The sequence below is a fragment of the Tabrizicola sp. genome (genome assembly GCF_030373185.1).
Lineage (GTDB): Bacteria > Pseudomonadota > Alphaproteobacteria > Rhodobacterales > Rhodobacteraceae > Tabrizicola.
The window spans coordinates 391,448-406,144 of record NZ_JAUCZH010000001.1; the positions used below are offsets into that span (position 1 = coordinate 391,448).

A 14,697-nucleotide genomic window follows, 5' to 3' on the forward strand; every position below is an offset into this window, starting at 1 on the left:
CGCCACGATGAGCCACCTTCTCGACAGACTGAACTTCTTCCAGAGCAAGGAACTGGAGCAATTCTCGGACGGCTGGGGTCAGACCACACGCGAGAACCGGGATTGGGAAGATACCTACAGAAACCGCTGGCGGCACGACAAGATCGTGCGTTCCACCCACGGGGTGAACTGCACCGGGTCCTGTTCGTGGAAGATCTACGTCAAATCCGGCATCGTGACTTGGGAAACCCAGCAGACCGACTATCCGCGCACGCGGGCCGGCCTACCAAACCATGAGCCGCGCGGCTGTGCGCGGGGGGCCTCCTACAGCTGGTATCTTTACTCGGCCAACCGGGTGAAAAACCCGCTGATCCGCGGCGCCCTGATGCGCGCCTGGCGCAAGATGCGGCCCTCGATGACGCCGGTCGCCGCCTGGGCCGCGATCCAGAACGATCCGATCTTGCGCGCAAGCTACACCAAGACGCGTGGCAAAGGCGGGTTCGTGCGCGCCAGCTGGGACGAGGCGACCGAGATCATCGCCGCCGCCAACGCCTTTACCACCAAGACCTATGGCCCCGACCGGGTGTTCGGCTTCTCGCCCATCCCCGCAATGTCGATGGTCAGCTACGCCGCCGGTTCGCGCTACCTTTCACTTCTCGGCGGCACCTGCATGTCGTTCTACGACTGGTATTGCGACCTGCCGCCCGCATCCCCGCAAACCTGGGGCGAACAGACAGACGTGCCGGAATCGGCCGACTGGTATAATGCGGGCTTCCTGATGCTCTGGGGCTCGAACGTGCCGCAGACCCGCACGCCCGACGCGCATTTCTACACCGAGGTCCGCTATCGCGGCACCAAGTCCGCCGTGGTCAGCCCCGACTATTCCGAGGCCGCCAAGTTCGGCGACATCTGGCTGAACCCGCAGGCCGGCACCGATGCGGCGCTGGCGATGGCGATGGGCCATGTGATCCTGCGCGAATACCACCTTGACCGTCAGGCCGAGTATTTCGAGGACTACGCCCGCAAATACACCGACATGCCGATGCTGGTGCGGCTGGAAGACCGCGACGGCCACCTTGTCCCCGGCCGCATGCTGCGCGCCGAGGATTTCGACGGAAAGCTGGGTGAGGCGAACAACCCGGACTGGAAGACCGTGGCCTATGACGAGGCTTCGGGCAAAGTGGTTGTGCCGAACGGCTCCATCGGTTTCCGCTGGGGCGAGGAAGGCAAGTGGAACCTTGAGGAACAGGCCAACGGCGCCGGGGCCAAGCTGCGGCTGAGCCAGATCATGGAAGGTCATCATGACGAGGTGGTGGGCGTCGATTTCCCCTATTTCGGCGGTGTTGCGACGGGCGATTTCGTCAAATGCGACCACCCGGAGGTGCTGACCCGCAACATTCCTGCCCGCCGCGTGACTCTCGCAGATGGATCACAGGCGCTGGTCGCCACGGTGTTCGACCTCTTCTGCGCCAACTACGGGCTGGACCGGGGCCTTGGCGGCAAGTGGGTGTCGAAGGACTTCAACGACGACAGCCCCTATACCCCCGCCTGGGCCGAAAAGATCACCGGCGTTGACCGGGAAAAGATCATCGCCGTCGCACGGGAATTCGCGGGCAATGCCGAAAAGACCCATGGCAAGTCCATGGTCATCCTCGGGGCCGGTCTGAACCATTGGTACCACATGGACATGAACTATCGCGGCATCATCAACATGCTGGTGATGTGCGGTTGCATCGGTCAGGAAGGCGGCGGCTGGTCGCATTATGTGGGGCAGGAGAAACTCCGCCCGCAGACCGGCTGGGCGCCTTTGGCCTTCGCGCTGGACTGGAACCGCCCGCCGCGGCAGATGAACTCGACCTCGTGCTGGTATGCCCACACCGACCAGTGGCGCTATGAGACGCTGTGCGCAGGCGAAATCCTGTCGCCCACGGCACCGAAAGGTGACTGGGACATTTCCCTGATCGACTACAACATCCGGGCGGAACGGATGGGCTGGCTGCCGTCAGCCCCGCAGTTGAAAACCAACCCGCTGGAGGTGGCCAAGGCGGCAAAGGCGGCGGGCAAGGCCATTCCTGCCTATGTGGCCGAACAGCTGAAATCCGGCGCGCTGGAGATGTCCTGCCAAGACCCGGATGCCCCGGAAAACTGGCCGCGCAACCTGTTTGTCTGGCGGTCGAACCTCTTGGGGTCCAGCGGCAAGGGGCATGAATATTTCCTCAAGCACCTTCTTGGCACCGATCACGGCGTGATGGGCAAGGATCTGGGCGAGGAAGGCGGCGTGATGCCGAAGGAAGCCGTCTGGCATGACGAGGCGCCGAAGGGCAAACTTGACCTTCTGGTGACCATCGACTTTCGGATGTCCACCACCTGCGTCTATTCCGACATCGTGCTGCCGACGGCCAGCTGGTACGAAAAGGACGACCTGAACACCTCGGACATGCACCCGTTCATCCACCCGCTACAGGCGGCGGTGGATCCGGCCTACGAGTCGAAGTCGGATTGGGAAATCTTCAAGTCGATCGCGAAGAAATTCTCTGAAGTGACCCCCGAAGTGCTTGGGGTGGAAATCGACATCGTCCAGCTTCCCCTGCTGCACGACACCCCCGGCGAACTCGCTCAGGCACATGTCCGCGACTGGAAGAAGGGCGAATGTGACCTGATCCCAGGCAAGACCGCGCCAAACTACATTGCGGTGGAACGAGATTATCCCAACCTTTACAAGAAGTTCACCTCGGTTGGCCCGCTTTTGGAAAAGCTGGGTAACGGGGGCAAGGGCATCAACTGGGATACCAAGGTCGAGGTAGGTCATCTGCGCGACCTGAATGGTGTGGTGCTGGAGGATGGCGTCTCGAATGGCCAGCCCAAGCTGGAAACCGCCATCGACGCGGCGGAAATGATCCTGATGCTGGCGCCGGAAACCAACGGCGAAGTGGCCGTGAAGGCCTGGGAGGAGCTGGAGAAACCCACCGGCCGCCACCACGCCCATCTGGCCGAGGGCGCGCACCATACCAAGATCCGTTTCCGCGATATCGCGGCTCAACCCCGCAAGATCATCTCCAGCCCCACATGGTCGGGGATCGAAAGCGAGGAAGTCTGCTACAACGCGGGCTATACCAACGTCCACGAACTGATCCCGTGGCGCACCCTGACCGGCCGCCAGCAGCTTTATCAGGATCACCTCTGGATGCGGGCCTTTGGCGAGGGTTTCGTCAGCTACCGCCCGCCGGTGGACCTGAAGACCATCACCAAGGCCGTCAACAACGACGCGGCCGAGGGCAGCCCGCATGTGGTGCTGAACTTCATCACGCCGCATCAGAAATGGGGCATCCATTCCACCTATTCCGACAACCTTCTGATGCTGACGCTGAACCGGGGCGGCCCGGTGGTCTGGATGTCCGAGGTGGACGCGGCCAAGGCGGGTCTGGTCGATAACGACTGGGTCGAGGCCTACAACATCAACGGCGCGCTGACCGCTCGGGTGGTGGTGTCGCAGCGGATCAAGCAGGGCACGCTCTTCATGTATCACGCGCAGGAAAAGATCGTGAACACACCCGGTTCGGAAAAGACCGGCCATCGCGGCGGCATCCACAACTCGGTCACCCGCGCCACGCTGAAACCCACCCACATGATCGGCGGCTATGCGCAATTGTCCTATGGTTTCAACTACTACGGCACCGTCGGCAGCAACCGCGACGAATTCGTGATCGTTCGCAAGATGAAGAAGGTTGACTGGCTGGATACGCCTGCAACCCGCAAAGTGGAGGCAGCGGAATGAAAGTTCGCGCGCAAATCGGCAAGGTTCTGAACCTCGACAAATGCATCGGGTGCCACACCTGTTCGGTCACCTGCAAGAACGTCTGGACCACGCGGGAAGGCGTTGAATACGCCTGGTTCAACAACGTCGAAACCAAGCCCGGCACCGGCTATCCGACCGACTGGGAAAACCAGAAGCGCTGGAATGGCGGTTGGTCGCGGTCGAAATCGGGCAAGCTGCATCCCAAGCAGGGGTCGAAGTGGCGGATCATGGCGAACATCTTCGCCAACCCGTCGATGCCGGAAATCGACGACTACTATGAGCCGTTCGATTTCGACCATGACCACCTGAAATCCGCGCCCGACATGAACGCTTTCCCCACCGCGCGCCCCCGGTCGAAGATCACCGGCGAGCGGATGGAAAAGATCGAGAAAGGCCCGAACTGGGAGGAAATCCTTGGCGGCGAATTCGCCAAGCGGTCGGCCGACTACAACTTCGACAAGGTGCAGAAGGACATCTACGGAGAGTATGAAAATACCTTCATGATGTATCTGCCGCGCTTGTGCGAGCATTGCCTGAACCCGACCTGCTCTGCTTCCTGCCCCTCGGGCGCGATCTACAAGCGCGAGGAGGACGGCATCGTCCTGATTGATCAGGAAAAGTGCCGGGGCTGGCGGATGTGCATTTCCGGCTGCCCCTACAAGAAGGTCTATTACAACTGGGATACCGGCAAATCGGAAAAATGCACCTTCTGCTATCCGCGCATTGAATCCGGCCAGCCGACGGTCTGTTCGGAAACCTGCGTCGGCCGCATCCGGTATCTGGGGGTGATCCTTTACGACGCCGACAAGATCGAGGCCGCCGCCAGCGCCGAGCGCGAGACCGATCTTTACGGCGCGCAGCTTGACGTGTTCCTGGACCCGAACGACCCGGACGTGATCGCCGCCGCCCGCCGCGACGGCGTGCCGGAGGATTGGATCGAGGCCGCCAAGATCAGCCCGATCTGGAAAATGGCGATGGAGTGGAAGGTCGCCTTCCCGTTGCATCCCGAATACCGGACCCTGCCGATGGTCTGGTATATCCCGCCGTTGTCGCCGATCCAGAATGCGGCCCAGGCCGGCCAGATTGCGATGAGCGACCAGATGCCGGACGTGCGGTCCCTGCGGATCCCGGTGCAATACCTCGCCAACATGCTGACGGCGGGGGATGAGGAACCCATCGTTCACGCGCTGGAACGGATGTCGGCCATGCGGCTTTACATGCGGGCGCTGACCGTGGACGGCGTGCGCGACGAGGGCATCGCCGCCCGTGTCGGCATGTCGGGCCGGATGATCGAGGACATGTACAAGATCATGGCAATCGCGGATTACGAAGACCGTTTCGCCATCCCCACCGCCCACCGCGAACAGAACGAAGCCGGCGCCGATATTCGCGGCGGCTGCGGGTTCACCGATGGCAACGGCTGTTCTTCTGGCGAGACGGGCAAGACCAGCCTGTTCGGCGGCAAGAAGAAGTCCTTCGCCCTTCCGCTGGAGTCATTCTGATGGACCGCACACTCAAGGCACTGTCGCTGACGCTCAGCTATCCGACGGCGGAACTGCAGGCAGCGATGCACGAGATCGGCACCATACTTGGCACCGATTCCCGGATCGCACCGCGGACCCGCGCCGACCTGATCGCGCTGACGGACGGTCTCGCCCGGGGCGACCTTTACGACCTACAGGAACGCTATGTCATGCTGTTCGACCGGTCGCGCACCCTGTCGCTAAACCTTTTCGAGCATGTCCACGGCGAAAGCCGGGACCGGGGCGGCGCGATGGTCAGCCTGATCGAAACCTATCGGGAGGGCGGGTTCGAGCCCGCCACCTCGGAACTGCCCGACCACCTGCCGGTGCTGCTGGAATTCCTGTCGACGCGTCCCTTCGCCGAAGCACAGGAAACCTTGGCAGACGCGACTCATATCCTTGATGCTGTCGCTGCCCGGCTTGAACGGCGCGAAAGCGGATATGCCGCCGCGTTCGCCGCTCTTTCCCAGATGGCCGGCGCAGAGGCGGATGCAGAAGCCCTTGCCGGGATGCTGGCACAGCCCGATGACGATCCCACTGACCTTGCCGCGCTGGATACCGTCTGGGAGGAAACCGAAGTGACCTTCGGCCCCGATCCCAATGCGGGCTGTCCGCAGGTCCGCGACATGCTGGCCCTGATGGACAAACCGGCCCCCAACCCCCTGAACAGGAGCGCATGACATGTTCGAAGGTTTCGACATCAACTTCATCATCTTCGGGGTCATGCCCTATGTTGCGCTGACGGTGTTCCTTGTCGGGTCCATCGCGCGCTACGAACGCGACCCCTTCACCTGGAAAAGCTCGTCCAGCCAGCTTTTGCGCAGCAAGCAGCTGATCTGGGGGTCGATCCTGTTCCACGTTGGCATCCTGACGGTCTTCTTTGGCCACCTTGTCGGCCTGTTCACCCCGGTCTGGGTGCTGGATGCGCTTGGCGTTCCCTACGGCCTCAAGCAATGGATGGCGGTCCTGATCGGCGGCCCGGCGGGTCTTGCCGCGCTGATCGGGGGCACGATGCTGATCCACCGGCGTCTGACCGATCCACGGATCCGGGCCACCTCGACCACGCTGGATATCCTGATCATGATCCTGATCTGGCTTCAGCTTGCAATCGGCCTTCTGACGATCACCCAGTCGCTGCAACACATGGACGGCGCCGAGATGATCCGCTTCATGGAATGGTCGCAAAGCGTGGTCACCTGGAACGTTAACGCCTGGGTCACGGTGGTTGACGTGCATTGGCTGTTCAAGCTGCACATCTTCCTTGGGCTGATCATCACCATGCTGTTTCCCTTCACCCGGCTGGTGCATATCTGGTCCGGCTTTGCCGCGCCCTTCCGCTATCTTCTGACGCGGCCGGGCTATCAGATCGTGCGCTCACGCCGCCGCCCGCTGGAAGAACGACGCCGCGCCTATGACGCACGGCAGGGCAAGGCCGGCCCCAAAGCCACCACACCGGCGCAGTGAGCAGCATGAACATGGCCCTTTTCCCCGATGTCGTCGTGAACGGCGAAACCATCCCCTCGGCGGCCATCGCCGCCGAGGCCCAGAACCACGCAGCCCCCAAGGACAAGCCCGGCATCGCCTGGCGCAAGGCGGCGCAGGCCCTGACGATCCGCGCCCTCTTGTTGCAAGAGGCGCGCAGACGCGGGGTTCTGGCCGACCCCGAGGAACTGGCCCCCGGCAGGGTCGAGACCGAGGACGAGGCACTGATCCGCGCCCTGCTGGACGAGGCGCTGACGATTGCGCCGGTCTCGGATGCCGATGTGCGGGCAGAGTGGGCGAAAGGCCCGGAGCGGTTCCGCTCGGCCCCGCTTTGGGACGTGTCGCACATCCTGTGCGCCTGCGATCCGCGCGACGATGCGGAGAGCGCGGTGGCCGAAGCCCGCGCCAAGGCGGTTCTGGCGCGGTTGGACGGTGACGCGAAAGGCTTTGCCTCAGCGGCGCGGGAAAGCGATTGCGGATCGAAGGGGCAGGGCGGGCATCTGGGTCAGCTTGGCCCCGGTGACACCGTGCCGGAGTTCGAGGCGGCCCTGCGCAGCCTGTCCGAGGGTGCAATGACGCCCGCGCCCATTCTGTCGCGACACGGCTGGCACATCATCCGGCTGAACGCCATTGCCCCCGGTCAGGTGCTGCCTTTTGACGGCGTTCGGCCGATCATCGCGCAGGCGCTTGAAAAGGCGGCATGGGCGCGGGCCTCGCGTGCCTTCGTGGAGACGCTTGCTGAACGGGCGCAGATAACAGGCGCAAGTCTTGCGCCGATCTGAGCCAAGTTGGGGGGCGTGCCATGAAACACTCGGATCCTTCGCGCCGTGGCAGCGGTGATGTCCCAGGAAGCCAGAGCATGGCTGCAAATCCCCTGGACGTCATCAGCGAAGACCACTTGCGCGAACGCCAGATCTGCGCGGCCATCGACGGGCTGGCAATGGCGGCCTTCCCAGATCGGCAGGCGGCTCAGACAGTGCTTCGCTTTCTTGATGGGGAATTGAATGTGCATCTGCGTGATGAGGTTGAGGATCTGTTCCCCCTTCTGGCGCGGCGCTGCACCGCCGAGGATTCCATTGAAAGCACTATCGGCCGGATCAGGTCCGATCAGGATGAAGTGATCCGGCTGCTGCCGGAAGTGCGCGCGGTTCTGGCCGGTTGTCTTGTCAGCGGTCCGGGCCTGAGCGTCGAGGATCGCGCATTGTTGACCCTGTTCGCGGGGCGCGTGCGCCGCCATCTGGTCGCCGAAAACGCGATCCTGATCCCAATCGCCCGCGCCCGGCTGACCCGCTCCGATCTCCGGGTGCTTGCCAAGCGCATGCAGGTGCGGCGCGGGCTTTCCTCGATCCAGGAGACAGGCAATGCTGAATGATATTTTGGCACGCAACCTCGCGTGGTCGGAACAACGCCACGCCGAAGAACCGGATTATTTCACCCGCCTTGCCGCCCTTCAGGCCCCGGAGTTCTTCTGGATCGGCTGTTCGGACAGCCGGGTGCCGGCCAATGTGGTTGCGGGCCTCGATCCGGGCGAGGTCTTCGTCCATCGCAACGTGGCCAACATCATCCATTCCTCGGACATGAACCTGCTGTCGGCTCTGGAATTTGCAGTCGATGCGCTGAAGGTGCGTGAGATCATCGTCTGTGGTCATTACGGCTGTGGCGGGGTGCGGGCCGCGACGGAGGATCTTCCACATGGTCTGGCCGATCACTGGCTGGAGCCGATCCGCCGCCTCGCCCGAGGCTACGCGGTCGATCTTGGGCGCGAGCCCGACCTTGAGGCAAAGCGCGACCGGCTGGCCGAGTTGAACGTGGTCGAAGGGGTCCGGCGCGTTTGCGAGACACCAATCCTGCAAAAGGCATGGCGGCGTGGAGCAGATATTCGCGTGCATGGCCTGATCTACGGCCTGAAGGACGGGCGCCTGCGCGACCTCGATTGCAGCATCGGTCCCGGACACTTCCAAGCCGAGACCTTCGAAAAGGAAGCCGCACAATGACGATACATCAGACCATTGCCGCACAGGGCTGTGGCTGCGACCAGCGGGACGGTCTTCATGCCCTGATCAGCATCGACGAAGCCATTGCCCTGATTGCAGCGCATGCCGCGCCGGTCGGCAGGACCAAGGCGGTGTCGTTGGACAGTGCTTTCGGCCGCATCCTTGCCCGACCAGTCCGGTCCCGGTCCATGGTGCCTGCTTTTGACAACGCGGCCATGGATGGCTACGCGGTCGCAACCCCTTCGCTGACCGGAAACGGGCCGTGGGTGCTGGGCGTGGTTGCGCGCGTGCCTGCAGGCCGGGCAATTCCCAAGGCCCTGTCCGGCGCAACAGCCGTCCGCATTTTCACTGGCGCACCGCTTCCCGACGGTGCGGACGCCGTCGTGATGCAGGAAGAGGTCGTCCGTGAAGGTGATGTCATCCGACTTCTCCACCGTCCGGAGCCGGGCCTGAACATACGGCGGGCCGGAAGCGATATTGCAAAGGGAACCCCTATTCTGAACCCGGGCCAAAGGCTTGGACCAAGGGAGATTGCTGCCTGCGCAGCGTCGGGCGCCGGTATCCTCCGGATCCGCCCTCGGGTGCGTGTGGCGCTTCTTGTGACCGGCGACGAGGTGCGAAAGTCCGGTGGTGCGCGCAAGGCCGCACAGATCTGGGACGTGAACACGCCAATGCTGGCCGCAGCGCTGGCGGCCGCCGGTGCGGACATCGTCGCAACCGCGCATGGTGCCGACAATCGGGGGGATCTCGTCCGGCAACTGGGCGACATGGCGGGACTGGCTGACCTTGTCGTCACCACTGGCGGTATCTCGGTTGGGGAAGAAGACCATGTGAAGCCTGCCTTCGCCGAAATGGGTGGTGAAACCCTTTTCAGCGGTGTGGCGATCAAGCCGGGCAAGCCGGTCAGCTTTGGGCGGCTTGGAAAGACGTTTTGGCTCGGACTGCCCGGCAATCCGCTTTCGGCCTTCGTCACATGGCAGGTCTTCGGCATGGCGCTGATTCGTGGACTTGCGGGTGAAACCGCCTGCCCACCTGCCAGACGCCATGTCGTCACACTGGCCGCCATCCGGCGAAAGCCGGGACGCTGCGAGTTCAGACCCGCCACGCTTGCAGGCTTTGATTGCCATGGCCGCGAGGTTGTCAGCTTCGAGGACGCCACCCATTCGTCCCGCGTCGGGCGCCTTCCCATGGCCGACGGGTTGATCTTGCTGCCTGCCGACGCCGATACCCTGCCAGAGGGCGCGCTGGTCGAATTTCAACCCTTCTGCCAATCCTGAGGATGCCAGACATGAAACTTGCCTACACGATGGCGCCAGGGCGCGGCGATACGGATCTGGTTCTTCACGGCTTGTCTGCCGATCTTGCTGCCCGTGGTCTCAGATGCTGCGGGACCGTCCAGATCAACAGCGCCAAGCACAGGAATGGCGACGCAGATACAGGCCCCTGCGACATGGATGTCCGGGTTTTGCCAGGCGGCCCTGTTCTGCGCATCAGTCAGGATCTTGGTCCGCAGGCAAGAGGCTGCCGGCTCGACCCGGCCGCGCTTGAGGCGGCTGTGGCTTTGGTCGCGGCGGGCCTTGCATCCGGTGCTGACCTGCTGATCATCAACAAGTTCGGCAAGCACGAAGCCGAAGGACGGGGGTTTCGTGACGTGATTGCCGAAGCGGTCGCCATGGATATTCCCGTTCTGGTCGGCCTCAACGCGCTGAACCTTCAAGCCTTCAAGACCTTTGCGGCAGGCATGGCAATCCAGTTGCCGCCTGAACCCGCCGCGCTGAAGGCATGGGTGGACAGGGTTACCGCGACAGTGGTGGAACCGGCCTGAACCCGGCCGGCATTGGCGATCCTGTCGCCTTGCCACGTTATCTTCTTTCCAAAACGAAAAAAGGGCCGGGAAATCCCGGCCCAGTCAGGGGAAAGCGGTGAGGCTGGCGCTCAGGGCTGCCAGAAAGTCTTGGCGCATTCGTGGTCAACCTCTGCGCTGGTTAGGCCGATGTCTTTCAGCAGATGGGGGTCAAGCCGGGCCAGAAACGCGCGGTCGCGACGGCGGGCCAGCGCTGTGGTCAGGGTCGCCGACAAGGCCGCAAGTCCGCGCAAGGGCTGCATGCCACGGACAAGCGATTGGTGCGCCGTTGCGCGGTTGCCATTGCCTGAAAAGCGGGTGCTGGAGTGGGGCATTGCTGCCTCCTGTGATTTTGTATTGATACAATGGATCGATTTGCGTAGATACAAACTATCAATTTCACCGAATGAGTCGCCAGAGGTTTATTGTGACAGATACAAATTGGGCGCCTGATCTGACTCAATTCCCCGGGCCGAAGTACCTTGGACTGAGCCGCGCCTTGCGTGACGCGATCCGCAACGGTGATCTGCCGCCGAATTCGCAGCTTCCTACGGTGCGAGATCTGGCATGGCGGCTGCACCTGACGCCGGGAACCGTGGCGCGTGCCTACCAATTGGCCACGCAAGAGGGGCTTTTGGCGGCAACTGTCGGGCGCGGTACCTTTGTGGCGGCACAATCGCCCCGGCTTGGCCCGACCCAACCTTTGTATACCGAGCGGATCACGGGCGGCACGACCGGTCTTGTCGATCTGCGTCCACCGCAGGTGCCGGAAGTCGGGCAGGCCGGGGCGTTTCGGGCCGCCCTTCTGGACATGGCGGCGCAAACTGACACGGGCTGGCTTGATTATACCAGCCAGCTTGGCGAGGCTGCCTTGCGGGCCGAGATCGTCGGCTGGATGGGCGACCGCATCCTTGGGCCGATCGGGCCAGAGGATGTGGCGTTGACCCATGGCGGGCAAAACGCGATCAGCCTGATCTTCGATTGCTGCCTGCGCGGCGAACGTCCGGCGGTGCTGATCGAGGAACTGGCCTATCCCGGCTTTCGCTATGCCGCCCGGGCCGCCCGCGCCGAAGTGGTGCCGGTCGAGATTGACGATCAGGGGGTGGTGCCCGCCGCGCTGGAGGCCGCCTGTCGCCGCCATGGCGCACAGGTTCTGTGTCTGACGACCGAAGCGCAGAACCCGACAACCGGCCGGATGCCGGTCAGGCGACGGCAAGAGATTGCTGAAATCGCAAGGGCTTATGACCTTCAAGTGCTGGAAGATGACTGCTATTCGGTGGCCGAGACTGACATCCCCAGCTTGCGCGCCTTGGCACCGGAACGGGTCTGGCTGGTCGGCTCGGTGTCAAAGACCATCTCGGCGGCGCTCCGCTTTGGCTATGTGATCTGCCCGGCGGGAATGGGCGAGGCGGGGCGTCTGACTGCGCAGCACGGCTTCTTTGCGCTGTCGCGCCCAGTGTCCGACCTGATGCTGCACCTGTTCCGCTCTGGCGCCGCCGCCGAGATCAAGGCCCGGGTGCAGGCCGAGTTTGCCGAGCGGCTACAACTTTTGGTCAATCTGCTGGGGGCCTATGACCTTGGTTGGCAGCCGGGGGTGCCTTTTGTCTGGCTGCGGATGCCTTTGGGCTGGCGGGCTTCTACCTTCGTTCGGATGGCCGAGGCGCGGGGGGTGCTGGTCCGGTCGGCTGACGAATATGCGCTGGTGCATGGCCGCGCACCGAATGCGGTGCGGATCGCCATTGCCGGGAACCTGTCGCGCGAGGGGTTTGAAGCGGCAATGCGGACCCTTGCCGATCTTCTGGCACGCCCGCCGTCTGACCTTTCGGTCTGACGCGTCGGCCAGATGTGCAACACAGAGGCGCCGTCAGGGCAGGCAAACCCCACCTGTTGCATAAGAGACTCGATCACGCGGAATTGCCAAGGGTGGGAGTTGACCGAAGCCCCTGACGTGACGGAAGCTTTCCGGCAGAGCAGAACAACAAGAGAGCCCGAAAATGGGACAGCAATCGACCTTTCACGCGCCGCATGGCGGCGCGGATTTCCTTGGCTGGCGGAAAACCCGCGCCGGAGCTACCGAGATTGTCTATGACGATGGCGTGACGCGGCGGATGATCTGGCGCGTGGCCTCCAGCGATCCGTCCGAAGCACGGATTTCCGAGGCGCTTCGAGTGGCTGTCGGAGCCTTGCGCGTTGTGCCGACGCTTTATGACGAGCTGAAGAAGCGGGCAATCGCCATCGAACGGATTGCAGGCTGATCCTTTTCTCGCCTGTCGCGCCTTGATGATGGTTGATTTGGCTGGAGGCCTCTGACCCTCTTGCGTTGGCCCCGGTGATGGGGCAGGATTTGATCAAACGACAAGAAGGCCGGCGCAACCAAGCACGGCATCGCAGGGGGAAAGATGGCTGAGACGCCTAGCTCCGAGGCCAAGGCTGGCCTTAAACTGGTCAGCCCGACAGCGATCTACGCGATCTTGCTGCTTGCGGCGCCGCTTGCCACCGTCTTGCTATATTCGGTGCTGACCGACGGCCAGAACCGGATCATCTGGGACTTTACCCTTTCGAACTATGTCGAGGTCTGGACCGGCAAGGTCTATCAGGCGATCATGCTGCGGTCGCTTACCGTGTCGATGCTGGTGACGCTGGTCACCGTGGTCATCGCCTTTCCCATCGCCTACTTCGTCAGCTTCCACGTGGCCCCGTCACGCAAGGCGTTGTGGCTTTTCCTGATCACGATCCCGTTCTGGACCAGCTATCTGATCCGGGTGTTCCTGTGGAAGGTTATCCTTGGCTACAATGGGGTGGTGAACTCGGGCCTTCTGACCGTCGGGATCATTGACGAGCCGTTGCAGTGGATCAACTACAACGTCGGCGCGCTGGTGGTGACGCTGGCACATGCCTACGCCCCCTTTGCGATCCTGCCGATCTTCGTGGCACTGGAAAAGATCGACCGCAGCCTGTTGGAGGCCGGGCAGGATCTTGGTGAATCCCGGCTGCGCACCTTCTGGCGGGTAACGCTGCCCCTGGCGATGCCGGGGGTGATTGCCGCCACGTTGATCGTGTTCATCCCCACCATAGGTGATTATGTGACGCCGGACCTGATCGGGGGTGGCAAGCTGCCGATGATTGCCAACATGATCGAAGTGAAAATGCTGAAGCAGAATGACAAGGCGGTCGGATCGGCGATTGCGGTCAGCGCCATGGTGATCGTGGCGGTCATTACCCTGATATTCCTGTTCATGAACAGACGGTTCCTGCGGGGGAATGCACGATGAACAAGGCTGGCGGGTTGCGCCTTTACGCGATCATCTACCTGATCTTCCTTTATGCGCCGATCATCCTTCTGCCGATGTTCGCCTTCAACAACTCCAAGGTCATCGCCTTTCCCCTGTCGGGCTTCACCACCGAATGGTTCAGCCAGATGTGGGCTGATGTGCAGTTGTTCCGGTCACTGAAGAACTCGATGATCGTATCGGTCAGCACCGCGATTCTGGCCACGACACTGGGTATCTTCGCTGCCCGCGCCTCCACGCGCTACGCGTTTCCAGGCAAGGCAGGGATCATGGGGCTGGTAATGCTGCCGCTGGTCCTGCCCGAGATGATCGTGGCGATGTCGCTTCTGGTGGTTCTCTTGGCCATCGGGGTGCCGCTGTCGATCTTCACGATCATCCTTGGCCATGTGCTGATCTGCACGCCCTTTGCGGTGGCGATCCTGTCGTCTGCCTTCCAGTCGCTGGACCGCAGCCTTGAGGAAGCGGCCTATGATCTGGGTGAGACGCCCTTGTCCACGTTCCGCCTGATCGTGCTGCCGCTGGTGATGCCGGGGATCATCTCGTCGCTCCTGATCTGCTTTACCATCAGCCTCGACGAATTCATCATCGCCTACTTCCTTGGCGGCACCGAAACCCCGCTGTCCGCCTATATCTACGGCCAGTTCCGCTTCCCGGCCCGGGTGCCGGCCATGCTGGCACTGGGAACGATCCTTGTGGGCGTATCGGTTCTGCTGCTTGCCCTTGCTGAATATTTCCGCCGCCGCGGCATCGCAAAGACCGGTGGCAAGGATACCGGAGGCTTCCTGTGACG

General features: G+C 62.7%; 14 protein-coding genes. 13 read left to right on the plus strand and 1 reads right to left on the minus strand.

Features of this window, described 5'->3' with window-relative positions:
* Positions 1-7 precede the first annotated feature (7 nt).
* The 9 genes from QUV21_RS01900 to QUV21_RS01940 all read left to right on the plus strand — a co-directional run bounded on the left by QUV21_RS01900 (position 8) and on the right by QUV21_RS01940 (position 10,599).
* Positions 8-3,754 (plus strand): nitrate reductase subunit alpha, encoded by a 3,747-nt coding sequence (locus tag QUV21_RS01900; protein WP_300852788.1) that lies wholly within the window; start codon positions 8-10, stop codon positions 3,752-3,754.
* Positions 3,751-5,277 (plus strand): nitrate reductase subunit beta, encoded by a 1,527-nt coding sequence (gene narH / locus QUV21_RS01905; RefSeq protein ID WP_300852790.1) that lies wholly within the window; start codon positions 3,751-3,753, stop codon positions 5,275-5,277. The genes QUV21_RS01900 and narH overlap by 4 nt, the downstream gene beginning before the upstream one ends.
* Positions 5,277-5,978 (plus strand): nitrate reductase molybdenum cofactor assembly chaperone, encoded by a 702-nt coding sequence (narJ, locus tag QUV21_RS01910; protein WP_300852791.1) that lies wholly within the window; start codon positions 5,277-5,279, stop codon positions 5,976-5,978. The genes narH and narJ overlap by 1 nt, the downstream gene beginning before the upstream one ends.
* A 1-nt stretch (position 5,979) precedes the next feature.
* The gene (gene narI / locus QUV21_RS01915) at positions 5,980-6,762 is read left to right on the plus strand and encodes a respiratory nitrate reductase subunit gamma (RefSeq protein WP_300852793.1); all 783 of its coding nucleotides are present in this window, start codon (positions 5,980-5,982) and stop codon (positions 6,760-6,762) included.
* 11 nt (positions 6,763-6,773) lie between these two features.
* A complete protein-coding gene (locus tag QUV21_RS01920) occupies positions 6,774-7,562 on the plus strand; it encodes a peptidylprolyl isomerase (RefSeq protein WP_366907369.1) in 789 nt (262 codons plus the stop codon).
* 77 nt (positions 7,563-7,639) lie between these two features.
* Entirely contained in the window at positions 7,640-8,152 is a 513-nt protein-coding gene (locus tag QUV21_RS01925) for a hemerythrin domain-containing protein (RefSeq protein ID WP_300852796.1), read from the plus strand.
* Entirely contained in the window at positions 8,142-8,774 is a 633-nt protein-coding gene (locus QUV21_RS01930) for a carbonic anhydrase (RefSeq protein WP_300852798.1), read from the plus strand. The genes QUV21_RS01925 and QUV21_RS01930 overlap by 11 nt, the downstream gene beginning before the upstream one ends.
* On the plus strand, positions 8,771-10,051 hold the full coding sequence (glp, locus tag QUV21_RS01935) for a gephyrin-like molybdotransferase Glp (protein ID WP_300852799.1): 1,281 nt from the start codon (positions 8,771-8,773) through the stop codon (positions 10,049-10,051). The genes QUV21_RS01930 and glp overlap by 4 nt, the downstream gene beginning before the upstream one ends.
* Before the next feature lie 11 nt (positions 10,052-10,062).
* A complete protein-coding gene (locus tag QUV21_RS01940) occupies positions 10,063-10,599 on the plus strand; it encodes a DUF2478 domain-containing protein (RefSeq protein WP_300852800.1) in 537 nt (178 codons plus the stop codon).
* 110 nt (positions 10,600-10,709) lie between these two features.
* Here QUV21_RS01940 and QUV21_RS01945 read toward each other — a convergent pair whose 3' ends face one another.
* On the minus strand, positions 10,710-10,952 hold the full coding sequence (locus QUV21_RS01945) for a DUF1127 domain-containing protein (RefSeq protein WP_300852802.1): 243 nt from the start codon (positions 10,950-10,952) through the stop codon (positions 10,710-10,712).
* A gap of 71 nt (positions 10,953-11,023) precedes the next feature.
* Here QUV21_RS01945 and QUV21_RS01950 point away from each other — a divergent pair, with 71 nt between their 5' ends.
* The 4 genes from QUV21_RS01950 to QUV21_RS01965 all read left to right on the plus strand — a co-directional run bounded on the left by QUV21_RS01950 (position 11,024) and on the right by QUV21_RS01965 (position 14,695).
* Complete coding sequence (locus QUV21_RS01950; protein ID WP_300852804.1) at positions 11,024-12,448, plus strand: PLP-dependent aminotransferase family protein; 1,425 nt, start codon at positions 11,024-11,026, stop codon at positions 12,446-12,448.
* A 163-nt stretch (positions 12,449-12,611) separates the two neighbouring features.
* The gene (locus tag QUV21_RS01955) at positions 12,612-12,872 is read left to right on the plus strand and encodes a hypothetical protein (RefSeq protein WP_300852806.1); all 261 of its coding nucleotides are present in this window, start codon (positions 12,612-12,614) and stop codon (positions 12,870-12,872) included.
* A 144-nt stretch (positions 12,873-13,016) separates the two neighbouring features.
* Positions 13,017-13,889, plus strand: a complete 873-nt coding sequence (locus tag QUV21_RS01960; protein ID WP_300852807.1) for an ABC transporter permease — start codon at positions 13,017-13,019, stop codon at positions 13,887-13,889.
* Positions 13,886-14,695 (plus strand): ABC transporter permease, encoded by an 810-nt coding sequence (locus QUV21_RS01965; protein WP_300852809.1) that lies wholly within the window; start codon positions 13,886-13,888, stop codon positions 14,693-14,695. The genes QUV21_RS01960 and QUV21_RS01965 overlap by 4 nt, the downstream gene beginning before the upstream one ends.
* The last annotated feature ends 2 nt before the right edge of the window (positions 14,696-14,697 follow it).